Source organism: Corynebacterium jeikeium, from assembly GCA_003955985.1.
Classification (GTDB): Bacteria; Actinomycetota; Actinomycetes; order Mycobacteriales; family Mycobacteriaceae; genus Corynebacterium; species Corynebacterium jeikeium_D.
Map to the genome: position 1 here is coordinate 1051345 of CP033784.1, position 25574 is coordinate 1076918.

Annotated in this window: 22 protein-coding genes, 5 tRNA genes and 1 pseudogene; 20 read left to right on the forward strand and 8 right to left on the reverse strand. The window is 57.9% G+C overall.

Annotated elements, in window-relative coordinates:
- Nucleotides 1-135: 135 nt before the first annotated feature.
- From EGX79_04615 to EGX79_04625, 3 genes are all read left to right on the forward strand, one after another.
- Complete coding sequence (locus EGX79_04615) at nucleotides 136-1650, forward strand: acetyl-CoA hydrolase/transferase family protein (protein AYX81535.1); 1515 nt, start codon at nucleotides 136-138, stop codon at nucleotides 1648-1650.
- A gap of 201 nt (nucleotides 1651-1851) precedes the next feature.
- Nucleotides 1852-3381 (forward strand): HNH endonuclease, encoded by a 1530-nt coding sequence (locus EGX79_04620; GenBank protein ID AYX81536.1) that lies wholly within the window; start codon nucleotides 1852-1854, stop codon nucleotides 3379-3381.
- Between the two features lie 68 nt (nucleotides 3382-3449).
- Nucleotides 3450-4466: a 3-isopropylmalate dehydrogenase gene (locus tag EGX79_04625; protein ID AYX82719.1), complete on the forward strand. Its 1017-nt coding sequence runs from the start codon at nucleotides 3450-3452 to the stop codon at nucleotides 4464-4466.
- 30 nt (nucleotides 4467-4496) lie between these two features.
- On the opposite strand, the gene EGX79_04630 is transcribed toward EGX79_04625, so the two are convergent.
- Nucleotides 4497-5150 carry a DUF664 domain-containing protein gene (locus tag EGX79_04630; protein AYX81537.1) on the reverse strand — a complete coding sequence of 218 codons (654 nt, stop codon included), beginning with the start codon at nucleotides 5148-5150 and terminating at the stop codon, nucleotides 4497-4499.
- A gap of 61 nt (nucleotides 5151-5211) precedes the next feature.
- Between EGX79_04630 and EGX79_04635 the strand changes: the two genes are divergently transcribed.
- The 3 genes from EGX79_04635 to EGX79_04645 all read left to right on the forward strand — a co-directional run bounded on the left by EGX79_04635 (nucleotide 5212) and on the right by EGX79_04645 (nucleotide 8574).
- Nucleotides 5212-7086 carry a cyclic nucleotide-binding/CBS domain-containing protein gene (locus tag EGX79_04635; protein ID AYX81538.1) on the forward strand — a complete coding sequence of 625 codons (1875 nt, stop codon included), beginning with the start codon at nucleotides 5212-5214 and terminating at the stop codon, nucleotides 7084-7086.
- 46 nt (nucleotides 7087-7132) lie between these two features.
- Nucleotides 7133-7720, forward strand: a complete 588-nt coding sequence (locus EGX79_04640) for a 3'-5' exonuclease (GenBank protein ID AYX81539.1) — start codon at nucleotides 7133-7135, stop codon at nucleotides 7718-7720.
- Nucleotides 7721-7785: 65 nt separating this feature from the next.
- Nucleotides 7786-8574: an FAA hydrolase family protein gene (locus EGX79_04645; protein ID AYX82720.1), complete on the forward strand. Its 789-nt coding sequence runs from the start codon at nucleotides 7786-7788 to the stop codon at nucleotides 8572-8574.
- A gap of 12 nt (nucleotides 8575-8586) precedes the next feature.
- Here EGX79_04645 and EGX79_04650 read toward each other — a convergent pair whose 3' ends face one another.
- Both EGX79_04650 and EGX79_04655 read right to left on the reverse strand, forming a co-directional pair.
- Nucleotides 8587-9819 carry an isochorismate synthase gene (locus EGX79_04650; GenBank protein ID AYX81540.1) on the reverse strand — a complete coding sequence of 411 codons (1233 nt, stop codon included), beginning with the start codon at nucleotides 9817-9819 and terminating at the stop codon, nucleotides 8587-8589.
- Nucleotides 9820-9875: 56 nt separating this feature from the next.
- Complete coding sequence (locus EGX79_04655; protein ID AYX82721.1) at nucleotides 9876-10598, reverse strand: SDR family oxidoreductase; 723 nt, start codon at nucleotides 10596-10598, stop codon at nucleotides 9876-9878.
- A gap of 37 nt (nucleotides 10599-10635) precedes the next feature.
- Here EGX79_04655 and EGX79_04660 point away from each other — a divergent pair, with 37 nt between their 5' ends.
- Complete coding sequence (locus EGX79_04660) at nucleotides 10636-11310, forward strand: xylose isomerase (GenBank protein ID AYX81541.1); 675 nt, start codon at nucleotides 10636-10638, stop codon at nucleotides 11308-11310.
- Nucleotides 11311-11367: 57 nt separating this feature from the next.
- Entirely contained in the window at nucleotides 11368-12855 is a 1488-nt protein-coding gene (locus EGX79_04665; GenBank protein AYX81542.1) for a glutamate--tRNA ligase, read from the forward strand.
- On the opposite strand, the gene EGX79_04670 is transcribed toward EGX79_04665, so the two are convergent.
- The gene (locus EGX79_04670; GenBank protein AYX82722.1) at nucleotides 12839-14047 is read right to left on the reverse strand and encodes a hypothetical protein; all 1209 of its coding nucleotides are present in this window, start codon (nucleotides 14045-14047) and stop codon (nucleotides 12839-12841) included. The two genes, EGX79_04665 and EGX79_04670, sit on opposite strands and share 17 nt — an antisense overlap.
- Nucleotides 14048-14547: 500 nt before the next feature.
- Between EGX79_04670 and EGX79_04675 the strand changes: the two genes are divergently transcribed.
- The 11 genes and pseudogenes from EGX79_04675 to EGX79_04725 all read left to right on the forward strand — a co-directional run bounded on the left by EGX79_04675 (nucleotide 14548) and on the right by EGX79_04725 (nucleotide 21325).
- A tRNA-Gln gene (locus EGX79_04675) sits at nucleotides 14548-14619 on the forward strand.
- Between the two features lie 49 nt (nucleotides 14620-14668).
- Nucleotides 14669-14744: transfer RNA gene (locus tag EGX79_04680), tRNA-Glu, on the forward strand.
- 27 nt (nucleotides 14745-14771) lie between these two features.
- A tRNA-Gln gene (locus EGX79_04685) sits at nucleotides 14772-14843 on the forward strand.
- Between the two features lie 52 nt (nucleotides 14844-14895).
- Nucleotides 14896-14971: transfer RNA gene (locus EGX79_04690), tRNA-Glu, on the forward strand.
- 73 nt (nucleotides 14972-15044) lie between these two features.
- Entirely contained in the window at nucleotides 15045-15824 is a 780-nt protein-coding gene (locus tag EGX79_04695) for a tRNA threonylcarbamoyladenosine dehydratase (protein AYX81543.1), read from the forward strand.
- Nucleotides 15824-16606 carry a TatD family deoxyribonuclease gene (locus tag EGX79_04700; protein AYX82723.1) on the forward strand — a complete coding sequence of 261 codons (783 nt, stop codon included), beginning with the start codon at nucleotides 15824-15826 and terminating at the stop codon, nucleotides 16604-16606. Before EGX79_04695 ends, EGX79_04700 begins: the two co-directional genes overlap by 1 nt.
- 84 nt (nucleotides 16607-16690) lie before the next feature.
- Nucleotides 16691-16766: transfer RNA gene (locus EGX79_04705), tRNA-Glu, on the forward strand.
- A 34-nt stretch (nucleotides 16767-16800) separates the two neighbouring features.
- Nucleotides 16801-17277 (forward strand): hypothetical protein, encoded by a 477-nt coding sequence (locus EGX79_04710; protein ID AYX81544.1) that lies wholly within the window; start codon nucleotides 16801-16803, stop codon nucleotides 17275-17277.
- Between the two features lie 8 nt (nucleotides 17278-17285).
- Nucleotides 17286-18392 (forward strand): hypothetical protein, encoded by a 1107-nt coding sequence (locus EGX79_04715; GenBank protein AYX81545.1) that lies wholly within the window; start codon nucleotides 17286-17288, stop codon nucleotides 18390-18392.
- Between the two features lie 383 nt (nucleotides 18393-18775).
- The gene (locus EGX79_04720; GenBank protein AYX81546.1) at nucleotides 18776-19183 is read left to right on the forward strand and encodes a hypothetical protein; all 408 of its coding nucleotides are present in this window, start codon (nucleotides 18776-18778) and stop codon (nucleotides 19181-19183) included.
- Nucleotides 19184-20214: 1031 nt separating this feature from the next.
- Nucleotides 20215-21325 (forward strand): annotated as a pseudogene (locus EGX79_04725) (acyltransferase).
- Here EGX79_04725 and EGX79_04730 read toward each other — a convergent pair.
- Complete coding sequence (locus EGX79_04730) at nucleotides 21319-21744, reverse strand: 4-carboxymuconolactone decarboxylase (protein AYX81547.1); 426 nt, start codon at nucleotides 21742-21744, stop codon at nucleotides 21319-21321. The pseudogene EGX79_04725 and the gene EGX79_04730 sit on opposite strands and share 7 nt — an antisense overlap.
- Nucleotides 21728-22630: a LysR family transcriptional regulator gene (locus tag EGX79_04735; GenBank protein ID AYX81548.1), complete on the reverse strand. Its 903-nt coding sequence runs from the start codon at nucleotides 22628-22630 to the stop codon at nucleotides 21728-21730. The genes EGX79_04730 and EGX79_04735 overlap by 17 nt, the downstream gene beginning before the upstream one ends.
- Before the next feature lie 6 nt (nucleotides 22631-22636).
- Between EGX79_04735 and EGX79_04740 the strand changes: the two genes are divergently transcribed.
- Nucleotides 22637-23623: a hypothetical protein gene (locus tag EGX79_04740; GenBank protein AYX81549.1), complete on the forward strand. Its 987-nt coding sequence runs from the start codon at nucleotides 22637-22639 to the stop codon at nucleotides 23621-23623.
- On the opposite strand, the gene EGX79_04745 is transcribed toward EGX79_04740, so the two are convergent.
- Both EGX79_04745 and EGX79_04750 read right to left on the reverse strand, forming a co-directional pair.
- Nucleotides 23624-24814: an MFS transporter gene (locus tag EGX79_04745; protein ID AYX81550.1), complete on the reverse strand. Its 1191-nt coding sequence runs from the start codon at nucleotides 24812-24814 to the stop codon at nucleotides 23624-23626.
- Nucleotides 24814-25539 carry an IclR family transcriptional regulator gene (locus EGX79_04750; protein ID AYX81551.1) on the reverse strand — a complete coding sequence of 242 codons (726 nt, stop codon included), beginning with the start codon at nucleotides 25537-25539 and terminating at the stop codon, nucleotides 24814-24816. The genes EGX79_04745 and EGX79_04750 overlap by 1 nt, the downstream gene beginning before the upstream one ends.
- Nucleotides 25540-25574 lie beyond the last annotated feature (35 nt).

Here is a 25574-nt window from a genome sequence, read left to right on the forward strand (position 1 = left end):
GTGCCTAAAATGGGGGCGCTTTCGGGCATCTGAATGAAAGGCGCTAACCGCTTCGTTGATAGGGTTGGGGGTGTGCTTTGGTGTTCGAAGTGCTACCCCCGATAGTCGCGTTGGGGGATATAGAAAGGTGAATTCATGTCAGATCGTATTGCCCATGCTGGTCTCAAATCCAAGGTGATGACCGCGCAGGAGGCGGCGCAGTTCATCAACCACGGAGACATGGTGGGCTTTGCCGGATTTACCGGTGCTGGCTACCCGAAGGTTGTCCCGCCGGCTCTCGCTGAGCGCATGGAGGCCGCTCACGAGCGTGGCGACGAGTTCAAGATTAAGGTCTTGACCGGCGCGTCTACCGCTCCGGAACTTGATGGTGCGCTGGCGAAGGCCAATGGTGTTGAGTGGCGTATGCCGTACCAGTCCGACCCGGGAATGCGTAACCGTATCAATGCAGGCGATGCCTTCTATAGTGATATTCACCTGTCGCACTCTGGCCCGATGACTGAGCAGGGCTTCTTTGGTCCGGTCAATGTTGCCGTGGTCGAAGCTGTTCGCATTAAGGCCGATGGCTCCCTGATTCTTTCCTCTTCGGTTGGTAACAGCATTTCTTACCTCAATGCTGCAGAGAAGATCATTATTGAGGTCAACTCCTGGCAGTCCGAGGACCTCGAGGGTATGCACGACATCTACAGTGTCGGCCTGCCTCCGAACCGTAAGGAGATTCCGATTGTGAACCCGGGGGACCGCATCGGCACTCCGGATGTTCAGATCGATGTCGATAAGGTTGTCGCTGTCGTCGAGACGAACGCCGAGGACCGTAACTCGCCGTTCAAGCCGCTGGACGATGACTCCAAGGCTATTGCTGGCTACCTGCTCGACTTCCTCGATGGCGAGGTCAAGGCCGGTCGTCTGCCGGAGAACCTGCTGCCGATGCAGTCGGGTGTCGGTAACATTCCGAACGCCGTTCTCGCAGGTCTGCTCGACTCCAAGTATGAGAACCTGACCTCCTTCACTGAGGTTATCCAGGACGGCATGGTCGACCTGATGGATGCTGGCAAGCTGACCGTGGCTTCCGGTACTGCATTCTCGCTGTCTCCTGAATATGCAGCTCGTATGAACGAGAATGCTGCTGACTACCGCGAGAAGATCGTTCTGCGGCCGCAGGACATCTCCAATAACCCGGGTCTGGTCCGCCGCATGGGGCTGATTACCACCAACGGTATGATTGAGGCTGACATCTACGGCAACGTCAACTCCACTCACGTGGCTGGCTCCCGCATGATGAACGGCATTGGCGGTTCCGGTGACTTCACCCGAAACGCCTACATCTCTACGTTCGTGTCCCCGTCGCTGGCTAAGAATGGCGACATTTCCGCAATCGTGCCGATGGTCTCTCACGTTGACCACACTGAGCATGACGTGATGGTCATCATCACTGAGCAGGGTCTGGCTGACCTCCGTGGGCTGGCGCCGCGTCAGCGTTCCCGTGTTGTCATTGAGAAGTGTGCGCACCCGATGTACAAGGAGGCGCTGCTCGAATACGTTGAGCGTGCTGAGAGGGCCACCCCGTACCTGCATACTCCGCATGACCTGGGTACTTCTTATGACTTCCACCGTCGTTTCCTCGAAAACGGTTCCATGAAGCCGGTCGACTAGGTTTCTAGTGCGGTTCCCGCTTTACGACGAAGTTTGCGTCGTAGGGCGGGATTTTCTTTCGGCTTTAGTTCGAAATAGTGTTCGAATAATGTGGAGATTTTTGGGGTGCGCAGCGGTTTGAATCCGGGGTGGGGGATATGGTGTGGGCGAATTGATAAAGAACTGTTCGTTAGGGGACCTCGTTAGGGAGGGGACAGTGCAATGTCAGAGTTGGAATCGTGTGGGGAATTTCGGTTCAGCCATGAGGTGAGGGCTCATTCGCTCGCTGAAGTGATGCGCGAGATTAATCGTCTGCAGATGGTTATCGCTCAGCGGGTCGCACCACCAGATGATGGCGATGTCGAAGCTCATTTGGCTTATTGGTCGGTGGTGCTTGGAATCTCACGCGCCGAAGTGAACAAATATATGGAAATTGGCTACATGCTTGGACGTATGCCGCAACTAGCGGAAATGTGTCAGGAGCGCGGGCATTTGTCGATGAGGCATTTAGCAATGCTTGGTAAACATACCCGACCTGTAGCCGATGACAAGGTTGACGCAGTGGAGTCGGGTCTCGTGGACGTCGTTAAGCCTAGGCGCGACGGGGAGGCACTCCGTGGCGTGCGTGCGATGGCAACGCGGGTGCAGCGAGTGATTGGTGAGTGTGCTCCGGAAGTGCGGCCACGTGATGTGGATGTCGCTGGGTTGCAGGCTGATAGGGTCCTGGCCCGGAATGTGGAGGCGACCGTAGATGCTGCAATTGATGCGGCGGCATACCAGGTCGAGGCGGATGGAGAGTCGGCGGATAATCCCGTGGAGTCGGAGGAGGTACGGGAGGTTCAAGCTGCGGCTCTCGACTACTTCGGCGATCGTATGACGGCTAAGGAGTTTATCGCAGTTGATGAACATGGTGACGCTGGAGTTACGACACTGACTACTGTCCTCGAGCGGCATCATGCAGTGGAAGCCCTTGCAATTATCGACGCAGTGGCTAAGAAGATGAAAGTGAGTCGCGCGGCAGCTTTCATGCATGCGTTACGCGGTACTTGTGAGGTGGAGGTGAATCTGGAACTCTTCCGAGTGCTCTCTCCCGGGGAGGATGGCGAACCGGAAAACACTCCAGTGTGGCTCGCTGGCGCAGGTTGGCTTTCTTCGCTGGTGGCCGAGTCTTGGCTGAAGCGGGTATCGACATTGCGGGTGCTGGGGGATAGTGCGGTTGAGGGGTATCGGCCCTCCGAGTCTCAGCGTGCATTCGTGCGTGCCCGTGACGGTGTGTGTAGTTTTCCTGGATGCGATGTCCCCGCGGAAAAGTGCGATATCGACCATATTGTGGAATTTGATCACAGCCTTTCCGGTGGTGAGCGGCAAAAGGAAGGGGTCACGCACACAGATAATCTCCATTGTCTCTGTCGAAGGCACCACAACCTCAAAACTGCCGGTATGTGGCGAGTTGTTCGAGGTGATGATGGGATCGAAGCTTGGACGTTCCTCTCTTGTGATGAAGGGCCGTTTGCGCAGTCGGAAAAAGAGCACACTGGGCATGGTCGTTACACCTTTGCCTCGCAGACTGAAAAGAAGACCGCTGCGCTGGCTGAGCACAATGAGAAACGTCGCAAATTGCATGACAATCTCCGCGGCCTAGTGGATAAGGTGCGGCGGGATATGGAAAAGGAGAGAGCAGTAGGCGGGGTGGATTGTGAAAACGATGGAGATGGTAAAAATCGCGCAGACAGTGACGGGGGTGAGCGCTAGGTTCTGCTACACTCATTTGTGTCCATATAGTGAGAAGGGTATCTCAAAAAATGACTGAGGCAGGAAAGCTGAAGATCGCCGTCATCCCGGGTGATGGCATCGGCACGGAAGTTACGGCAGAGGCACTGAAGGTGCTCAAGGCTGCTATCGGCGAGTTCGACACCACCGAGTACGACCTCGGCTCGCGTCGCTACTTGCGCAATGGCGAACTGCTTACCGACGCCGATCTCGACTCCCTGCGTGAGCACGACGCTATTCTGCTCGGTGCTATCGGTGACCCGGCGAACGTTCCTCCGGGTGTTCTCGAGCGCGGCCTGTTGCTGAAGATGCGCTTCGCGCTGGATCACCACGTCAACCTGCGTCCTTCCAAGCTCTTCCCGGGTGTCGAGTCACCGCTGAAGAACCCGGGCGAAATTGATTTCGTGGTCGTCCGCGAGGGAACCGAAGGTGCTTACACCGGTAACGGCGGTGCGATTCGCGTCGGCACGCCACACGAGGTTGCCAACGAGACCTCCGTCAATACCCGCTTCGGTGCTGAGCGCGTTGTTCGCTACGCCTTCGAGCTGGCTATGACCCGTCGTAAGAAGCTGACCCTTGTCCACAAGACCAATGTGTTGGTGCACGGTGGCGGTATGTGGCAGCGCACGGTCGATGAGGTCGCTAAGGAATACCCAGAGGTAGATGTCGATTACTCGCACATCGACGCTGCGACAATCTACCTCGTCACTAATCCTTCGCGTTTCGACGTCATCGTCACCGACAACCTCTTCGGCGACATCATTACTGATGAGGCTGGTGCAGTGTCGGGCGGTATCGGCCTGGCGGCGTCCGGCAACATTGACGCCTCTAATACCAACCCGTCCATGTTTGAGCCCGTTCACGGCTCCGCTCCCGACATTGCTGGCAAGGGGATCGCTGACCCGACCGCAGCCATTCTGTCGGGTGCCATGATGCTGCGCCACCTGGGTCGTGAGGAAGACGCTCAGCGCATCGAGGCTGCTGTGGAAGCTGACATGGCTACTCGCGGTAGTGGCCCGATCAAGACCGCTGAGGTTGGCGACCGCATTGCTGCTGCTTTGAAGTAGCGCAGTAAAAAATAGGGGGGGGGGAGAGGGCTAGGCAATCACAGTTTTGCCATCGACGGTAGTGATGTGAGTCTTACCGTCGGCGGTGTGCTCGATGAAGTCCGACGCATGTCCTACCTGGGCAAGCACATTGATGATGGTGTCAAGGGTGTGTGGGGATGAGCTTCCTGCGCCGCCATTGGAACCATTTCCTCCCAGCCCTGCCACCAACGCATCCCTCGTAATCTCCGCATGTCCCAGGTGCTGAGCCGCCTCGTGGAAGACATGCACAATCACGCCTTCGATGCTGCCGCACCACCAACGGTCCTTATCGGTAGGAATAACAGCAGGAGCACCAGCGCGGTCCACGCCTTGCAACTCCACCAGCGCGGATTCAATGGCCGCGCGGTCACGGTGGTAAATCTCCAGCCCTTCCGAAACACTGCAATGAGCAGAAAACTCCCCATCGCGATCACGGACATAATCACGCCCAAGGCAGACGCGCTCGAGCCAGTACCTCGCGGATCCGGTCACATGTCGTAACAGCACGGCCAGGGAGTTAATGGCTGGGATGGGGAGGGTTGCGTTGAAGGTGTCGTCGTCAAGCGTGGCGACGAGTGCCGCGAGCTTGTCCATCCTGCCGAGGATGTGGGCGTCGAGCGGCCATTCGGGATTTATTGAAGCGCTGTGTGTGGAATTGGTCATAAGGTCGAGTATTCCCGCAAATCAGTCCTATTGGGAGCAAAAATAGGGGATAATTGACCCCATGACCGTCGAGCTTGCGGAAATCGCAGACTTCCTCAGCCATACTCGCCCCTTTTCGGACCTCAACGATGAAGAGCGCGCGACTATCCCACCGCTTTTGACCATGCGCTATGCCCGTCGTGGAACGGAGATTATCCGGGCGGGTGCGGATAACAACAGCTGTTTCATTATTCGCTCCGGCATGGTGGATCTCTTTGACCCAGCTGGCACGCTGTTGGACAGGCGAGATGTGGGAGATCATTTCGGCTATTCGACGCTGCTGAGCAGTGACCCTTCGCTATACACGATGACGGCAGTGGAGGACTGCGTATTCCTAGTGATCTCCAAGGAGGTCTTTGACCAGCTCAATGACCAGTTCGTAGAGGTCCGGCGCTATTACGGCGGTGAAAACGCGCGCATTCGCGCAGTGGCATCGAAGCTGCGGAGTACTGCGGCATCGGAGTCGTTGCGCACACGGGTTGCGGACCTGATGGAAACATCGCTGGTGACCTGCAGTGCTGATGCGACAGTACAAGAGGCGGCGCAGATTATGACGGAGCGGAATGTCTCCAGTCTGCTCGTGATGGAGTCTGCAGGCGCCAACCAGAGCTCGCTCGTCGGCATCATCACTGACCGTGACCTCCGTCGTCGAGTGCTGGCAGAAGCCAAGCCGGCGGAGAGTCTCGTAAGCGAAGTGATGACCGGGAACCCGGAAACTATCAGTCCCGACCTGCTGGTCTTCGAGGCCATGCTGCTGATGGCCGAGCGCGGTTACCATCATCTGCCGGTGCACGATGGGACGCGGGTGGTCGGCATGATTGTCATTGGCGACCTCCTGCGCAGTCTGCACACCGATCCCGTGTACGCGACGGCGACGCTGGCGCGAAAGAGCGATATCTCGGAGATTGCGGAGATTGCTCAGAACGCGCGGCGGATTGTCGGCCGGTTTATTGACCGAGGTGATTCGGGGGAGGAGGTCGCCAAGCTGCTGACTGCCGTGGCCGATGCTGTCACCCGACGCCTGGTTGCGCTGGCGGAGGAAAAGCTTGGGCCGCCACCAGTCAGCTACGCCTTTGCGGTACTGGGTTCGCATGGGCGCGGGGAGATGGGGCTCGCGTCCGATCAGGACAATGCGCTTGTTCTCGCCGACGACTACGACGCCGACGCTCATGCTGACTATTTCGCCGCGCTTAGCGACGAGATTTGCACCAACCTCGACCGAGTCGGTTATCCGCTCTGTCCAGGGGACATGATGGCCAGCAATCCTGCGTGGAGGATGACCAAGTCGCAGTGGCTGCGCACGTTCCACGGGTGGATTACGGCACCGGAGGCAGAGGCCCTGTTACATGCACAGACCTTCTTCGACATGCGTGGGGTAGCGGGCGACGTGCAACTGGTAGAGAGCCTTCGTGCGGCCTACCTGCCGCTGGCTCAGGGGTCGCAGCGCCTGCATGCGCACTTGGCCAAGCTCGCGGCCTGGCGGGAGCCGCCGCTCGGCTTCTTCCGTGGCCTGGTGCTGGAAAAGGGCGGCGAGCACGCAGAGACCCTGGACATCAAGAAGGGGGGAACTGCTGCTGTGGTGCAGATGGCGCGTCTATTTACTGTGGCGGCCGGCCTGCCACAGCTGTCGACGCGTGAACGCTTGGCGGCGAGTGCGGGTGCCGGAAGCGTGAGCCGTCAGGGTGCGCAGGATCTGGCGGATGCGTTCGAGTTCCTGTGCACGGTGCAGCTTCATCACCAGCAGGCCCAGTTCAACGCTGGCGAGCAGCCGAATAACCACATCTACCCGAAGCGTCTCTCCAGCCTGGAACGCGAGCACCTGCGCGATGCGTTTGGTGTTATCCGCAAGTTGCAGCAGAGTCTCGGGGCGAAGTATCCCATCCGGGCGATGTCGTAGTTTAGCTGTGTGAGTGAGCTGTGTGAGTTAGCTGTGGGAGCGCGCAATGTTGAAGTTTTTTAGACCCCGCAAGAAACTCTTGGACGCACCTATCCGCGACAATGCTTGGCTCGCGGTCGATGTGGAAACCACCGGTCTGGATCCCTCCAAAGATCAGTTGCTTTCCATCGGTTGGGTTGCCGTCGAAGGCCGCGACATCGTGCTGGAAGAGTCGGGTCACCTTCTCATTCGCCCAGAGCGCGAGGAGGTGAGCGTCGGCGAGTCGGCGACGGTGCATGGGCTTACCGACGACATGGTCGCAACCGGGGTAGAGGCAGAGGTGGCCGTCGGCAAGCTGTTAGAAGCTCTACGGGGACGGAAGCTGCTGGCGCACTACGCGCGGATGGAAGTTGGTTTCCTGGATCCGTTGTGCCGGAAGTACTTTGATGCGCGCTTTGATGTGCCGGTGGCGGACACGATGACACGCGAGTACGACGCAATTCTGCGAGCCAACCGCGAGCCGGTCCGTGATGAGCTGCGGTTGTGGTCACTGTGCGACAAGTACGGCATTCCCCGTTTTAAGGCCCATCATGCGTTCAACGATGCGCTGGCTTGTGCGTTGGTGTGGCTTGCGCAGGAATCGCGCGGAGTTTAAATCGTACATGTTTGAGAGTGGGGGTCATTGCATAGTTATTGCAATGTGACGTGTACCCTATTTTTATGCGTATTGCTCGAATCGCCCACCCAGAGGGCATGTGCTTCGCGCTCGTCGAGGGCGAAGGCAATGAAGTTACTTTGCACGAGATCGAAGGGCACCCTTTCGGTCAGCTGAATAAGACTGGTCGTTCCTGGCCGCTTGCCGACGTACGTCTGCTTGCCCCGATGCTGCCGTCGAAGGTCATCGCTATTGGTCGTAACTACGCTGACCACGTCGCCGAGGTGTTCAAGAAGTCGGCAGAATCGCTGCCGCCGACGATGTTCATTAAGCCGCCGACGGCCGTTATTGGTCCGGAAGCGCCGATTCGCATTCCGGATTTCGCCACTAACGTCGAGTTTGAGGGCGAGCTGGCACTGGTTATTGGTAAGCCGTGCAAGAACGTCAAGAAGGAAAACGCTCACGATGTGATCTTCGGATACACCATCGTCAATGATGTTTCTTCCCGTGACCTGCAGTTCGCCGACGGTCAGTGGGCGCGCGCAAAGGGCATCGATACCTTCTGCCCGCTGGGCCCGTGGATCCAGACGGAGCTGGACTACAACGAGCTTCCAATCAAGGCGCACCTGACTCACGAGGGTGTTACCGAGACTAAGCAGGACTCCAACTCCAACCAGATGATTATGTCCATCCCGGAGGTCATCGAGTTCATCACCGCCTCGATTACGCTGCTGCCGGGTGACGTCATCTGCACCGGCTCCCCGGCCGGTACCGCTGCGATGTTCCCGGGCGACCGCATCGAAATCGAGATTCCGGGTATTGGCAAGCTGGCCAACCCGGTGGAGCGGGCTTAAGCCGCTAGGGGCTTAAGCGCCCTTAACTCCAAAAGCGCGGAGCACAGTGCCCATTTTGGCGCTGGTTTCCGTGACTTCTTCTTCTGGGGCGGAGTGCGACACAATGCCGCCTCCGGCCCATAGTCGTGCCACGGACCCCTCAGTGTCGATTTCGGCACAGCGAATGGAGACCACGAACTCACCATCGCCATTCTCATCGCACCAGCCGACAGCGCCGGAGTAGAAGCCGCGGTCAGTCTCTACGGCCTGAATGACGCCGAAGGCGGATTCCGTCGGCGTGCCACAAATGGCTGGTGTTGGGTGCACCACCAGTGCCAAATCCAGCGCGGACAGCGACGGATCCTTCAATCGACCGCGGATATGCGTGGCCAAGTGCCACATCTCGGCAGTGCTCATCAGCTCGGGGCTGTCCGGAACATCCAGCGAACTGCACAGCGGCGCCAGGTTGTCGGCGATGTCATCGACAACGAAGGCGTGTTCATCCAGGTTCTTGCGCGAGTCCGCTAAACGACGAGCCGACGCCCGGTCCACCTCTTCATTCCGGGATCTCGGCAGCGACCCGGCCAAGGGAAATGCCTCAACGATGTCACCCGTACGGCGGACCAGCATCTCCGGGGAGGAACCGATGAGCAACTTGCCCTCATAATCGGAACCGGCGGGAGAGAGATCCACGACAAAGCCATCGCGGTTGGGGGATCCGTCGATAAGCCGCGATGCGAGTAGGAGCGGGTCAATCGGGGGATCGATTTCGAGTTCCACAGCGCGCGCGAGCACGACCTTTTCCAGCGCCGAGTACTCGATGGTGCGGATTGCTGCGGCGATGCGCTCAGCGTGCTCATCGAGCGGGGGATCGTAAGCGACGATGCTGGCGTGAGGCTTGGGTGCGTTCCAGCGGTAGTGCGCGGGTGGCTCCAGCGGCTGCGAGGAGCGGATGACTTCCCGGGGAACGGTCAGGGCGGCGGGCTTGTCCAAGTCGAAGGGCAGGGCGCCGACCACCATTTTGTGAATGCCCGAGTGCAGTCCCTCGGCTGCGAGCCAGGGGTCGGAAATCTGCTCTTCAATACCTTGCGTGCGGATGGAGCCGTGCGCACGGGAGAGCAAAAAATCAGGAGCGGTGGTTGGGCGGGACGTGTCCCAGCGCGTCGAACGTTTCGGAGTCGCTGCAGGCTCGTTCGACGGGTGAGACTTTTCCTGCTGCTCTTCTTCGTTTCCGCCGCCCAGAGAGGGGTGGTTTTCCATGGACATAGCCCTAACCCGCCTCCTCAATCTAAACCCAGTTGTGCTCCAGTTTAAGGGGCAGGCTAACCCCTGCCCAAAAAGGGCATACCCGCAGCGGTAATCGTAAGCTGATCGATGACGGCACCTGCCGGCAGATTCGCGGCGTAGAGGAAAGTTTCCGCAGCCTGCTTGGCATCGAACATCGGCTCGCTGCCTGTGAACGTCCCCAACAGGTCAGTCTGCGCATTGCCAATATCAATGCGCGTTGCCGTGATGCCATACTCGCGTCCGTCGAGGGCAAGCACGTGGGTCATTCCGGCAAGCGCGCTTTTCGACGTCGCGTACGCCGCCGTGTGTGCTCTCGGCACCTGCGCTGCGATAGAACAATTGACCAGGATTCGGCCGCCCGCTTGCTCTGTCTTCCCCTCGCACCCCGCCTTCATCCGCGAAAAAGCCTCGCGTGCACACAGGTACGAGCCGACCACATTCGTATCGATGACCGCCCGGAAGTCTTCAATGCCGGTCTCTCCGAACTCCGCGGGCGTGCCGGGCAGCCCCGCATTGAGCACTGCAACATCGATGGTTCCCGTAGCCACCTGCGCGTTCTCAAACATCGCACGGACCTGTTCGGGGTCGGTGATGTCACACCTGGAGTAGGTGATGTTGTCCGCTTCGGCGGCAACAGTCTCGAGCGCGTCGATACGCCTGCCGCAGATATGCACGTGCCAGCCATCGGCGGCGAAAGCCAGAGCAATTTCGCGACCAATGCCCGCGCCGCCACCAGTTACTACTACCGTTTTGGTCATGAGCACCATTATTAACTGTTCTACGGTCTACGCACACATGTCCCCGCACGATGCTGTCAACGCCGCGCGTGACGACGGCTACGCGGCCGTGGAATTCTGGTGGCCATTTGACCTCGCAGTGCCCGCACCCGATGAGGTTTCCGCCTTTTGTGACCTCTTTGACGACAGCCTTGGTCTTTATGCCATGAACCTGTGGGGAGGGGACATGACAGCGGGGCAGCGAGGAGTGCTCGATACAGACGGGCTGCCCACGGGGCACCTGGAAGCAGTGAGCCAGATCGCGCGAGCCACGGGGCTGAAATGCTCTAACGTGCTGCTGGGGCGGTCTGGGGAACTGGCGGACCTGCAAGTGCACCGACTGACTGAGATCACTGCCCAGCTGGAGCTCAGCGGTGTCCGCGCGTTGATTGAGCCGCTGTCCGGGATGGACGATTACCCCATTACCGATCCTTGGCAGGCCGAGGAGTTAGCGCAACAGACTGGTGCTGGCGTGCTCGCCGACTTCTACCACTTTGCGGCCAATGGCGTGGACGTGGATGCCTGGCTCACCGATGTGGAGGCCGGAAGAGTGAGCCTGCCGGCGCACGTCCAGATTGCCGATTTCCCAGGCCGCGGCGTGCCGGGCACCGGTGAGGCGCCACTGCGCAGCTGGGTTGAGCGGCTGCGCGCCGCTGGATACGCCGGTGAAGTGACTGGGGAATGGACTCTGTAACCCTATGTAAAACCCTATGCATGCCTGCAGGTGGGAGGGCGGGTATCGTGGGAAAGCATGTCAGATGTTCGCGTACGCTTTTGCCCGTCGCCAACCGGTACCCCGCACGTTGGCCTCATCCGCACCGCCCTGTTCAACTGGGCATATGCCCGTCACACTGGTGGCAAGCTGGTCTTCCGCATCGAAGATACCGATGCCGCTCGCGACTCCGAAGAGTCCTATCAGGCAATCATCGAGGCCCTGAATTGGCTCGGTATTGACTGGGACGAGGGCATCGATGTCGGTGGTCCGCACGGCCCGTACCGCCAGTCGCAGCGCAAGGACATCTACGCCGATGTGTTGCAGCGCCTCATTGACGCTGGTGAAGCTTACGAGGCCTTTTCCACCGCTGAAGAGGTTGAGGAGCGCCACAAGGCCGCCGGCCGTGACCCGAAGCTGGGCTACGACAACTACGACCGCAACCTGACCGAGGAGCAGAAGGAAGCCTTCCGTGCAGAGGGTCGCAAGCCGGTGATCCGCCTGCGCATGCCGGACGAGGACATTGTCTTCGAGGACCTCGTTCGCGGTCGCATTGAGTTCAAGGCCGGCCTGGTTCCGGACTTTGTCATCGCCCGCTCCAACGGTGAACCGCTCTACACCCTGGTTAACCCGGTCGATGACGCTCTGATGGAGATTACTCACGTCCTGCGTGGTGAGGATTTGCTGCCATCGACCCCGCGCCAGATTGCTCTCTACGAGTCGCTGAAGCGTATCGGTGTCGCCAAGTTCACCCCGGAGTTCGGTCACCTGCCGTTCGTTATGGGCGAGGGCAATAAGAAGCTGTCCAAGCGCGACCCACAGTCCAACCTCTTCATCCACCGCGATAACGGTTTCATCCGCGAGGGTCTGCTGAACTACCTGGCTCTGCTGGGTTGGTCTATGGACGGCGATCAGGACATCTTCACCATGGACGAGATGGTTAAGGCCTTCGATATCCACGATGTGCTGTCCAACCCGGCCCGCTTCGACCAGAAGAAGGCCGACGCTATCAACGCCGACCACATCCGCATGCTCGATCCGAAGGACTTCGAACAGCGTCTGCGCACGTATTTGGAAAGCCACTTTGACTTCCCGTCCGACTACCCGGCGGATAAGTTCGCTTTCCTGGCAACGCTGCTGCAGACTCGTGTGAAGACGCTTTCCGACGCCTGGGACCTCTCGAAGTTCCTGGTTGTGGAAGAGGACGAGTTCACCTTCGATGAGCGCTCGGCACGCCGTAACTTCAAGGAAGACGCTGTTGCTGTCCTGGAGGCCACCATTGCAGCTGTGGAGCCGCTCAGCGAAGAGGACTTCATCACCGAGAAGCTCGAAGCTGCACTTCAGAAGGCCCTCATCGAGGACCTGGAGCTGAAGCCACGCAAGGCCTTCGGCCCGGTGCGCGTGGCTGTAACTGGTGCTCAGGTATCGCCGCCGCTGTTCGAGTCCATGGAGCTGCTTGGCCGCAGCCGCAGCCTGAGCCGACTGCGCAAGGCTCTCGAGGTCACTCCTTTTACTGCTGCTCAGTAAAGAGTGCGAGCTGGGCTGAGCGAAGCAGGTTCGTGTAAGAGCCCGCTTCCTTGCCCACCTTCTGCGGGTCGCGGTTCAGCATATTCATGGAGGTTTCGCGGTAGTCCTTGACCAGCGACCCCATGTGGTTATTGAAGAACTCGTGCCAGTCGGTTCCCCAGTAGACCGTGCCGTCTTCGTTTTGCTTGAGCGGTGCGGCAAAGGCGTACACGAGTGGGTAGATGAACCCGTCCGGAATCGCGTAGCCGATGGGCTGGCGGTAGAACTTCGAGTACTTCTGTGGAGTTTTGCCAGTCCGCGGATTCTTCTTGTTGGCCTTGTCAACAGCATCAATGCCGCCGAATTTGCCGCCACTCTTGTTGTAGAGATCGGGTAGCTCCGCGTTGATGCGCTCGAAAATATCGATGAAGTCACGCGTGAGGTTCAAGGCACTGCGGACCTTCTCGTTGTAGAGAACGACCTCTTCGGTGCGCTCATTGATACTTTCAGTGCTGGGCTTAGTGACCTCTGGGGAACTCATGACATCCTCGAAGCGGTCAAGCAGCTTGGCCTTTCCGGAGTAGAGGCTGGTGGGGGTCGGTGCTTCAATCTGCTTGCCGTCGGCATCCTTCGGCAGGTCAATACAGGACAGTGGAATCCACGCCATAGCGATGACATCGCCCACCTTTAGTCGACCAGTACCGTTGGTGCGCCACTGCACGTTGTCGCTAATTCCCTGCGGCAGAGCATGCTTCAGATCGTCAAAGTAGCCGGCGCGATTGAGCTTTGCTTCCGCCTTGAGCTCCGCATTGTTGTTGCGGGCGGCACAGATATCGAGCAGAGCATCGGAGAAGTCCTGCACAGTGTCCTCGTCCCGAGCACCGGGAACGAGTACCTCTACCGGAACCTTGGCATCGAGCTCGGTGAGGCTTTCGTCGGCAAGCAATTCCTCGATTTCCTCGGAGCGCTCCATCCAGACCTCCTTCATTTCGGACCACGTCTTGATTTTGCGGCTAGGCGGTGGAGTGAGCTTGCCCAGGACGAACAGCGCAATAGCCAGCGAGTTGTGGCCGCCGTCGAGGATGCCTTCGATGCGACGGTTGCTGAAGGTGAAGCGGTAGAGATTGTCTTCACTGGTGAACTGAGTGGAGGCCAGGAGCACACCCTTGGACTTGTAGGCGAAGAGCTCCGGCGTGGTGTCGATGGTTTCCATGATGGCATCGGTGATGCGGCCGGTGCGGGACACGCGTGGGTTGGCATCGAGGTTGAGGCCCGAGATGATTTTCGCGAACTGACGGATAGTGACAGTGCCGATGACGCGGCCGATGGTGCCGTTCATTTGCTCCGTGATGTCGGAGAACTCCAGCTCGAGTGTGATGGGGGCGGTTGCTGTTGCCGTTGTTGTGGGGGAAGTCATGATGCTTGCCTTTCAGGGATGGTTTGTGGTGTGTGGCGGCTGTTTGCCAGCCGCTTCACCACGAAGTGTCTCCTGAAGGGCGGATCGACTTTGAGCTGCGATCGAATGGGCTTTCGATCTGGGATTGCGTTAGTTAGATGCACTGCATTGGTTATGCATTAGTTATGCGCTCTGCTGAGGTGGGCTGTGGGGAACTCGCGAATTTAAACGAACCTTTGACAACGAACCTTTGACCAGGTGATTTGCTCTTGTTCACGCCAATTGGCTATATTATTCCTCGTTGCGTTCAGCAGCGATGGCCTATGGTGTAATTGGCAACACAACGGTTTCTGGTACCGTCATTCTAGGTTCGAGTCCTGGTAGGCCAGCAGTGAAGAAGTTCATTGTTGAATGTATTCACTAACTGCAAGGTTCTAAGCCCCGTTCGTCTAGCGGCCTAGGACGCCGCCCTCTCACGGCGGTAACACGGGTTCAAATCCCGTACGGGGTACAAAGACAGCGCGAAAGCGCCAGTCTTTATTGGCCTATGGTGTAATTGGCAACACAACGGTTTCTGGTACCGTCATTCTAGGTTCGAGTCCTGGTAGGCCAGCGGAATTCGCTTGCTTAACTAACTTGATTAGTTGAGTTGAATTCAGTTCTAAGCCCCGTTCGTCTAGCGGCCTAGGACGCCGCCCTCTCACGGCGGTAACACGGGTTCAAATCCCGTACGGGGTACAAAGTTACTCCCCAGTCAGTCGGCTGGGGAGTTTTTGTTTTTTAAGAATCGAGGCGACTATGACCAGGGGCGACTATGACCAGTGAACGTTTCGCACGACTGAAGCTTCTCCTAGGGGAGGAGGGGCTAGAAACGTTAGCTGAATCTACCGTCATGGTTGTCGGACTCGGAGGCGTGGGGTCGAGTTGTGCCGAAGCTCTTGCCCGAGGCGGCGTGGGCAACCTCATCTTGATCGACGGTGATGTCGTGGAGCCGAGCAATCTCAACCGTCAGGCGCTGGCTTTTGTCTCCACGATTGGCCGGGTCAAAGCCGAGGTCATGGAGGCGATGGTTGCCGATATCAACCCGGATTGTACGACCTATGCCCGCCAGATTTTTCTCACACGCGAAAACCTGGCGGAGACCTTCGAGCAGTTCCCGCGTCCGGATTACATCATCGACGCTATCGACGATGTCACCGGCAAGATTGAGATCGCGCAGTGGTGCGCGGAAAATCGTGTCCACCTCATTTCCGCTATGGGCGGCGGAAATAAGCTCGACCCAGCTCGGCTGACCTTCTCGAAAATCAATAAGACAAAGGTCTGTCCGCTGGCGAAGGTCGTCCGTCAGGTGTGTATCCGCCGACGCATTCGCGGTCTTGAGGTGCTGTACTCATCCGAAGAGCCAGTGAGAATTGCGGACAAGGGCAGCGGTACCAAGGCGGAAACCCTCGGTACCATGAGCTACATACCGCCAATCATGGGGCAGATGCTGGCCGGAAAGGTCATTCGCCGTCTGCTCGGGTTCGAGGAAACCCCGCTGGCCCCGCGCATCGGCGGTCCGGCCGACGAAAACCAGCCACCAACGGAAAAATGATGCGGCTCATCGATACCCACTTTCACTACGATTTCCTGCCACCGGCTTCGCGCGAGTGCTTCAAAGCCGATATTGCGCAGGAAGGCGTGGAGATCATCGCGCAGACAGTCCGGCCCTCCGGCTTTGTCGAGCTAGAGAGTGAAAGCTTGCCCATGGCCGCCGTGGGCTATCACCCGTGGTACATCGATGGCAACTATGAGCGAGAGCTCGAGATTTTTCGCGCGGCCCTCCCTCGCACTCGCTTCATCGGCGAGATTGGCTTGGACTTCGCGCCCCGCAGGCTTGACGACGTTTCTGCCGAGACTCAAATCCATGTCTTTACCAGCATCCTGGATGCTGTCCAAGCCTCGAGCCTGTCACATATCCTGTCCATTCACACGGTTCGGAGTGCTGGTGTGGTGCTTGGCCTAATCGAACCACGTTTGGACACCAGCTCCAGCGTCGCACCAGGCGAGACCTTCGTGCCCATCTTTCACCGCTTCGGTGGCACTAGCGATGAACTGACGCGGCTGATCCGCGCCGGTGGTTATATCTCCGTCAACCCGCTCATGTTGCGGACAAAGCGCGGACGGGCCTATGTGTCGCAGGTGCCCGTCGATAGGCTCTTGCTGGAGACAGACCTTCCGCGCGAGCCTGGAAGCGGTGACGCGGTGGAAGCGGTCGCTGCAGAGGTAGTCGCTGCGTTGCGGGAAACTGTCGCCGAGGTTGCGGCCTTGCGAAAAATGGATGAAGCGGAGCTTGCAAACGAGCTGGCCAACAATGCGAAAACGCTAGGGATTTAATGCCTTAACCTGCGGATTTGCAGTTACTATCCACGTCTAGTGTATTGTTTAACAAGTCCGCAGCGCGCGGATGAAAAGTTCTAAGCCCCGTTCGTCTAGCGGCCTAGGACGTCGCCCTCTCACGGCGGTAACACGGGTTCAAATCCCGTACGGGGTACAAAGTGGCAGTTTCGCTTTTCTGACCTAGACAGTTCATGAAAACGGAATTTGCGACACGGGATCCCGATTCGGCTGAATGCGAATCGGGATTTTGCCTTTTCAAATGTCCTTCAACCCTATTCCATGACAATTACAGGGTTAGCAGCAAGAAACTCTTTTTCGCTGCTATTGGGGTGGGTGACAATAGAGGTATGGCTGCGAAAGAGCTAACCAGCAGACAGAAGAAGATTCTTGGATGGATCGTGGATGGTTGCGCCGGTGACCCTCCGCATGAATTTTATAAGAATACAGCGCGCATGCTAGAGGGGCACAAGTTAGTCAAGATTTCAGGTCACGGTGATAAGTGGAAGGCTGTAGCTACAAAACGTGGTGAGAGGGTTTACGCCGGTACCGAAGCGCTTGTAGTCAATAAGAAGCGGCGGAAGAACACGGCGGCGAAGGAGCCACCGGTACCCTCCACATTGAGAAAACCAAAACCAACGCCAAACCCGACGAGCCTGAAGTTGATTTAACTCCTTACATGGCTCGAATACGCCATGGTATTGGAGAGTCAGACCTCGACGTTTTCACAATCGTGGCCTCGGCCGGTGAGATTCGCGACTTCTGGTTACCGGCGGCGGCGAAACTATCCCGTGATAGGTCTTGGTTGGAAGATGGCCACGTTTTTGACTACGCAGGAAGTACCTACGTATATGGCCAGGAGAAGCCCCGATTCAAGGCCGCTGTTATCTCTATTGAGCCAATGAAACTGGTTGGGTGGAGGGAGATTTTACGTGGCGATAAACGCGTGGCGAAATACAATAAGAAAGCTGTCGAAGCGTTTGGATACTACAAGAGGCAGTTTAGTTCCGATGTGCAATTGCGGATTAAGCGAGTTTTGCATGTGCTCTTCACAGAGATTGAACTGAACGGTGGCCGGATAGAACTAGAGACTTGGTACGACTCATGGTCTAAAGAGAAAGTGCTTCGTGCAGTTAAGCTCGGCTTTGATTTCGATCTTCAAGATCTCAAGTTCCGCGAGAGATATAACCGTGTGCAGCGTGAGCCAACACAAGATGAAATCGATTATCACAACCGTTGGCACGAGGGCGAAAAGATGAGGCGCTTCTGGGAAAAAATCCCGAATGGTCAACTTGTCCTTGAATTTCGAGGGATGTCCGCTCGTGATTCGAAGAAGAACTCAGAAGCGTTTGCCGACGGCATTGAGGCCTATTTCAAGTGGCATCAAATTCGAGAATTCTGGAAGAAGACAGATTATGAGATTGCGGGCAGAGAGAGGGCGCTCCGAGCGAAGCAATATGAGTTCGCTAAGCCAATCGCTGCGAAGACTGTCGCGAAGGATTTCTATTTCAACGCGTTGTATCAGCGCTCTCAGGAGTTAAAAAAGTTTGAAGCGGTGTGTTCCTATCTCGAATATGTGAAGCGAATTGAGCCTGACAGCCCGTGGATCTCGTGGGCTGAGAAGTATCTCGATACGTTCAATCCGAGAGACTGTATTACGATGCCGGATCCACCTGCGCTCGACATCAAGGCTCATGCCGGGCTCATTGAAAAGATTATTGATGCGCTTGGCAGGGATGAAAGCACGTGGGCTGACGCGTTCCCCGACGGTGAATTTCACGGATGATTTTTCTGTAGCACCGTGCATGTGAAGGTCAACTTACGAGTCCGTGGACTCACTACTCATTGCTGTCTTCAAATGAGCTGAGCTCAGCGAGGAGTACTTCTTGTCCGACCTTCGACTCTGAGATTGCAGCCGGTGCACGCATTTGCGCAGTATATTCTGAGCGCTGTCGAACTCTACACACTTGATGAACTAGCCTTCTGGCTGACCGAAACCGGCTTCATGCCACCGAAGTCCTGGAAGAAAACCCGCTGCAAAATCTGGTCGGGCTAGGCCGCAACTGCGCACTATTCGAATCAGCACGCACCTGAGCCTATCTCGAAATCCGCCACCACCTCGGCGACCCCGATGGGCTTGGTCTCGCTATCCAAACCGCAGCGCAATCCATGAACCAGAACTCTTCAGCGGACCACTTTCCACACGCGAAGTCGACCAGATTGCCCGATCTATCCACTGATGGATCGTCAACCGCTCACGCATGTGAGCAGACGGCTCAGCAATCTACGAAGAAACCTTTAGCACCATCCAAAGCGCACGAGGGAGAGAATCTCGTAGCAAACGTCAAGGAAGAAGAGCTGAAACCGACAAATGGATTGAGGCTGGCCATGAGTAGGGATCCAAGAAATAGATATCCGGGTTATCCACGAAAGGGGTGGTCAGTTCGGGAACTTGCTGAAAAACCGGAGTATTTACCCGTGCAATTTCTAATTGTACAAGCGAGCCAAGAGCGAGCTATCTCGCTCGAGCAGTTGAAAAACGCCAACGCGTACGCGAGCTACGTGCCAGGAGCCTAACCATCCGAGCGATAGCACAGGAAACTGGGTACTTCGTTGGCACAGTTCATAGATACGCGAGTGAAGAATCTCGCGTATAACGCGTATAACGTGCTTACGTAGTGATGAGTAACCAATCTCCATCGTTATTAGGGTCTGGGATGCACGTAACTGAGCCAAATGCATCGGTTACAAGCCAGTACCGAAACTTAGCCGTCTCACAGTCGTTCGCTGATAAGTGCACACTGATTACTCTTCCGTATAGGTCATTCCCGGCTAGAGTAGTGGCAGCCATGCCATTTGCTGTTTCGGCAGAAGGCGATGCCGCAGCAACTCCGCTTAGGCCAAAACACAGCGAAAAAAGGAAGCGATAGATGCAACTGCTATTCTCTTCATGCTTTTCCCTCAACTAGGTTCACCATTAAAGAAACACGAACTCTGGAGAGATGCAATGGCAAAATTTCCTCCTGAAACGGACTTGTCGCTCCACGATGTCATTGACATCCTGGAGTCAGTTCTCCGTGAAGAAGAGATAGACAATGCTCCAGCAGCAAAAGTATGGATAAAGTCTACCCTTCCAGAGCTAAGACGAGCTGAAGAAAAATGCGCTTCCATCTCGACTAATAGAGTTATCGTAAAAATTCTCGAAGCGATGGTTCTTATCGAGAGAAAATATGGGAAAAACCATAATCTTTCTTCACATGATGATCGTCTAGATCTGTCTTAAAAACGGCAAGAACCCAATTCCCGTTACCGTATATAGACATACGGATACCCAAAAAGTAACCCGCTTTCAGCATGAGTGTTTCCTCCGCTTCTACGAGAAGCAGAAGCACTTCGACTTTTATTTCCAACTCGCGATTGGGACAATGCCCCCGCTAGCTGGATAGGATTGCTGAGCACGGTAGGGGAACCAGACCTTCCGCATCAATATTTGAACCTCGCTGGTCACAGAACAGTTTCCGGGGTGTGTACTGAGGTAGCAAGATTTTGTAGACCGGGCTTGTGCCAAAACGAGCACGCCAAGTAGTTTGCAGTCATAAAATATTGGCATGAATTCGGCCAAGTCCTCCTACGTTCCGGAGCTGACCAGCATTCGAGCCATCGGTGCGTTCGGTGTCCTGCTTACGCATGCCGCGTTCTGGACTGGACATTACACGGACGATTGGTGGGGGGCGTCTCAACGGTCGATTCGAAATTGGCGTCACCATCTTCTTCGTGCTCAGTGCGTTTCTGCTCACAGGGCGTTGGCTCGGTTCGCCTGACGACGTCCCTGCGAATCGACCGGACTTGCGGAAGTACTTCACCAGTCGCGCGAAGAGAGTTCTGCCGGCCTACTGGATTGTGGTTACTGCGGCATTCCTCATTCATGCCGCAGATGACCCGCCACCATCGGGTGGGGGTTTGCAGGGCTGGTTGCGCACGATGTCGTTTACTCAGACGCTCCAATTCGGCTGGATTCACCCGGGCTTGCCGCAGATGTGGTCGATGGTGGTGGAAGTCGGCTTCTACCTGGTGTTGCCACTGGTGGGGCTTGGCATCTGGACAATCACGAAGGGGAGGCTGCGGCCTGGTCCAACGTTGGCCATCATTATTGGCTTTGGCCTTATTGGCCCGGTCTGGACTGTGCTGTCGCATCAGGAAGAGCTACTGCCAGTAGTGTCACGGCTGTGGCCGATGGCGTATTTCGACTGGTTCGCCATCGGTATGCTGCTGGCCTACGGGCGAAAGGTCGGATGGCGCGTGAATCTAGCGGCCAGTTGGCTGGTGGCTCTAGGGTTATTTGTCCTATCCACAACTACGCATGTCGGGCCAGCAACCTTGGTGCCGGATGATGTCGACCAGGCGTTGTGGAAGACCACGCTGTATGGCCTGTCCGCTGGTGCATTCGTGGCCCCGATTGCGCTGGGTACGGAGGTCAGGTGGCTTCGTCATCCAGCCATGATTTGGTTGGGAGAGGTCTCATACGAGTTCTTCCTCGTCCACGTGCTGGTCATGGACTGGGTGATGACGTTGATGGGCTATCAGACCTTCCAAGGGTCGATGATGGCAGTGGCAATCGTCACCACTGCCATCGCCTTACCGCTGTCGTGGCTGCTGCGACGCATCACCGATGTGCTCACGCGGAGACCAGGGCCTGAGAGCCCGTGGGCTGCCTACTGATCGTCGTCGTCAAGCGGGCCAAGCTCAGCGACGAGCACTTCCTGCGCGACCTTCATCGCGGACAGTGCAGCTGGTGCGCCGCAGTAACCAGAAGCGTGGACGATGGCTTCGGTGATCTCGGTGCGGGTCAGGCCGTTGGCGAGGGCACCCTTGATGTGGCCGCGCAGCTCTTCGGTGGCGCGCAGAGCGACGAGCATTCCAATGTTGAGCAGGGAGCGATCACGCTTGGCCAGTCCTTCGCGGCTCCAGACAGAACCCCAGACTGTGGCGGTGATGTGCTTCTGCAGGGTCTCTCCATCGGAGCCGGCGTTGCGAGAGAGGGCGGCATCGACGAATTCGTCGCCCATTACCTCGCGGCGAATTTGGATGCCGGCATCATAGCGGTCAGAGGAAAAGAGTTCATCATTGGGATTGCTCATGCTTGCTAAGTATAGGACTAGCAATGCGGATAAATTCCGAAATGTCCCCACTAGCTTCACTGCCACGACGCATAACCACGCTGAGATTGCGAGTAAAACGGGTGCGGGTGGGGACGATGACGATGCGCCCGAGCGTTACCTGATCGCGAATTGCGCCGCGGGCGATGATTGTTGGCGCTGCCAGCGCAATCATGCCAGCACGCTGTGCTGACAGGGATCCGAATTCTCCCGCGGGTTCGGCGAGATTCCCCAGTGCATCTTCCACGACCTGTCTACTGCCGGAACCGGGTTCGCGAATAACCAGCGGGGTAGTGCGCAGTTCCTCGATGGATATCTCGGCCCGCTCAGTCCACGGGTGCCCCGTCGGCACGGCGAGGACCAGCTCATCGGTGCCGATGATCTGCTCTTCGAGGTCGTGCCGACCAGCCTCGCCCTCTACCAGACCAAAGTCCACCGCACTGTCGGCTACTAGTTGCCGGACCTCCCGGGAGTTTGCCTGCACCATTGACAGTTTGACTGCGGGATGTTGCCGGTGGAACTCGGCGGCCCAGCCGGGGTAGTAGAGCTCAGCGACAGTATTGGACACCGCAAGGGTGAGGTGGCGGGGAACATCGTCGGAACGCAAGCTGGCGGCAATGCCCGAAAACCTGTGGCAGGCGGCGAGGAGGTCTGGGAGTGCGTCGATAAGCACTTGCCCGTTTTCCGTGGGAGATACGCCGTAGGGGGAGCGTTCGAAGACGGTGATTCCCAGCGCTTTTTCCGCCCGCGCGATGCGTGCGGACATGGTCTGCTGATTGATGCCTAGCTCACGCGCGGCCTTGGAGATCGAGCCTGCACGGGCGGCGGTGAGAAGTGCTTCGAGTTCGGCCACAGCGGAGGGGTACATGCATTTATGGTACCCCTCACAGAGTTTGGTGATAGCTGTAGCTGTGGCAAGAACAAATACGGTATGAGCATGACCAACTCTTCTCGCCGTGATGTGCTGGCACCCGCCGGGCCCGCGTGGGCAGGATCTCTGATGGGTACGTCCATCTTCGCCACACTTGCGCACATCCATGAGGTGCCGGTGATTCCGGAGCTTCTTCTAGTCATGGCGGTGGGCATTCTCGGCTTTATGGTGGTCGGCTGGCTGCGCCTTCGAAACCCGCCTTTCCACTCGAAGCTGATGGCGCCGTGGGGCATGCTCTCGATGGGCATCATGGCTCTCGGTAGTGCTGCGACTGCGCTAGCTAGTAACTCATCGTGGCAGCTGATGTCCTGGTGGATCGGTGCGCCGCTGGCAATCTACGTCAGCCTTCGCCAACTGCGAGGATTCGAAGGCGAACCAACTTTTCAGTGGGGCCTCGCGCTAGTCGCCCCGATGGTGGCGGCGACAAGTGGCGCACAGCTGAGCGTTGACTACGGCACGTTCTATCACGTCTGCGCACAAATACTCTTTTGGATGGCGCTGATTACGGTTCTGCCGGTTTTCGTACGCTGCTACGTCGCGCTGTTCTCTGGCGCCATGCGCATCCCCGATTCCATCGCCGGTACTGCCTGGATTCCGCTCGGGCTGGTCGGTCAGTCCACGGCCGCTGCGCAGCTGCTTTTCAACCGAACCTCCGCTGTCGCTTACGGCACCGCTGTGCTCATTGTCGGTGTCTTCCTCGCCGCCATCGCTTTACGACGATTCACCCGCGCCGTAATCAGTTGGGCCGGATACAGCCCTGGTTGGTGGGGTGCAACCTTCCCCGTGGGCACTCTGAGTCTTGGTACGCACAGCCTGGGTGACATTACCGGCGTGCAGTGGCTATACGTGGCCAGCGCTGGGCTGCTGTGTTTGCTGGCTGTGCACTGGTGCGCGTGCGTGGCTCGATTTGGTTGTTGGGCGCGGAGCTAGCTAGTCAAGCTCGACCCGCACCCGCCCGTTGCGGTTCTGGTCTTCTCGTGGCGCAATACCCAGCGCGGCGGCGGGGAACAGAGCCGTGACGGCAAACAGCGCGGGGAAGCCCGCAGCGGCCACAATCGCACCCGAAACCGGAGGCGTTGCAGCGTAGATAATGTTCTGGAACGTGTTCTGCGTACCCATAGCGCGTCCGGACCAGAAGGGGCCTGCGTATTCAGCAACTGCGGTGAAGGCAAGACCATTCGGGCTGACCACGGCAACGGCCAGTGCGCAGACCAGCACAGTGCCAAGTGTGCGCCAATCAGCCCAGCTGGCAATCATCATTGTGACAGCCAGGATAAAAGTCGCACCCGAGACCCAGCGGTAGGGGCGGATGCGGGACCGAACGCGGTCGGAGACCACACCCATCAGTGCTCGCGATCCGGCACCGAGCAGCTGTGAGACCATCACAATCGTGCCCGCCGTGCTATCGGCATAACCCACGGACAACAGCCACACCAGAATGTAGGCGCCCATCATCGACTGCGGCCAAGACAGCAGCGCCGAGGCGATATGGATGCGCACAAGGTATTTGCCGTCGCGGTAAGGGCTGGCCGTGACGGTGGGGTTCGAGGCATCAGGGCGAGGGGGATTCTTTACGCCTATCAACACAAGTAACGCCAGCACGGCGCACAGGATTGCAGGCATCGCGAGTGCGACACCGATGCTGTAGTTCTGCGCGAGAGGGTGCAGGGTTACCGCTGATAGTGCAGCGCCAAGGGGCTGAGCCATTTGGCGAATGCCCATCGCAGTACCGCGTTGATGCGGCGGATACCAGCCCGACACCACGCGGCCGGATGCAGAATTCACGCTCGCCGCCGCACATCCAGCGAGGAAGAGCGCAGCCCCGAGCAGGGCCGGGCTTGACGACGAAGCCAGCGCCGCAAGCCCCGTCGTCAAGGCGGTAGAAGTCAAGCCTGCGAACAGAGCTGCGCGTTCGCCGTAGCGGTCGACAAACCAGCCCCAGGCGATGAGTGTGAAAACAATACCGGCCGCCGGCATTGCTGCGACGAGACCGGCGGCGGAGAGGCTTAAACCGTTTTCCTGCAGGGATGGGATGAGAAAAGGCACACCCATGTGAACGACGGACGAACCGACCGCCGCGAACATGGACAGAAGTAGGACAAGGTGACGGTAAGCGGGCATTACAGTCGGGAGCTCATCTCCTCAGCGGCGGCGAGAACCTTTGCGCCCCAGCATTCATAGGGCGACGGAGTCATGCGCTCCACGGGGCCGGAGACGGACAGGACTGCAATCATGCGGTGGTTGCCGTCGAAAACCGGGGCGGAGACAGAGGCGAGTGCGGGGTCGCGCTCACCCATGGACTCGGACCAGCCGAGACGTCGGCAGTCGTCGAGGTCCTGTTGGTTGAAGTCGGCGTCGGGAAGCATTCGCTCAGCGAGGTTGGCCGGGCCAAAGGCCAGGAGAACACGTGCGGCGGAGCCGGCGGTTAGCGGCATGCGAGAGCCAACTGGCACGGTGTTGCGCAGTCCGGTGGCGGGCTCCATGGAGGCAATACAGGTGCGGGTATCGCCGGTGAGACGGTAGAGCTGCACGGACTCTCCGGTTACCTCTACTAGCTTCGGCAGGATGTGCGCTGCGGCGTCGGCAAGCAGGTCGTTTGTGACAGGCGTGATCTCGGTGAGGCCGGGGCCCGTCGTCCAGCGGCCGTCCGGAGTGCGGGTGACAAGGCGGTGTACTTCCAACGCCGTGGCCAGCCGATGGGCGGTGGCGCGGGGCAGGCCGGTGTCGTCGCAGAGCTCGGCGAGGGTGCGTGGAGTTTCTGCAACAGACTTGAGAATGAGTACCGAACGGTCGAGAACCTTAATGCCACTTAGAGCTGGCGTCTCGGATGTGCTAATCTGTCCCATGCCATGATATTAACATCTCATTCCTTGAGATAAAA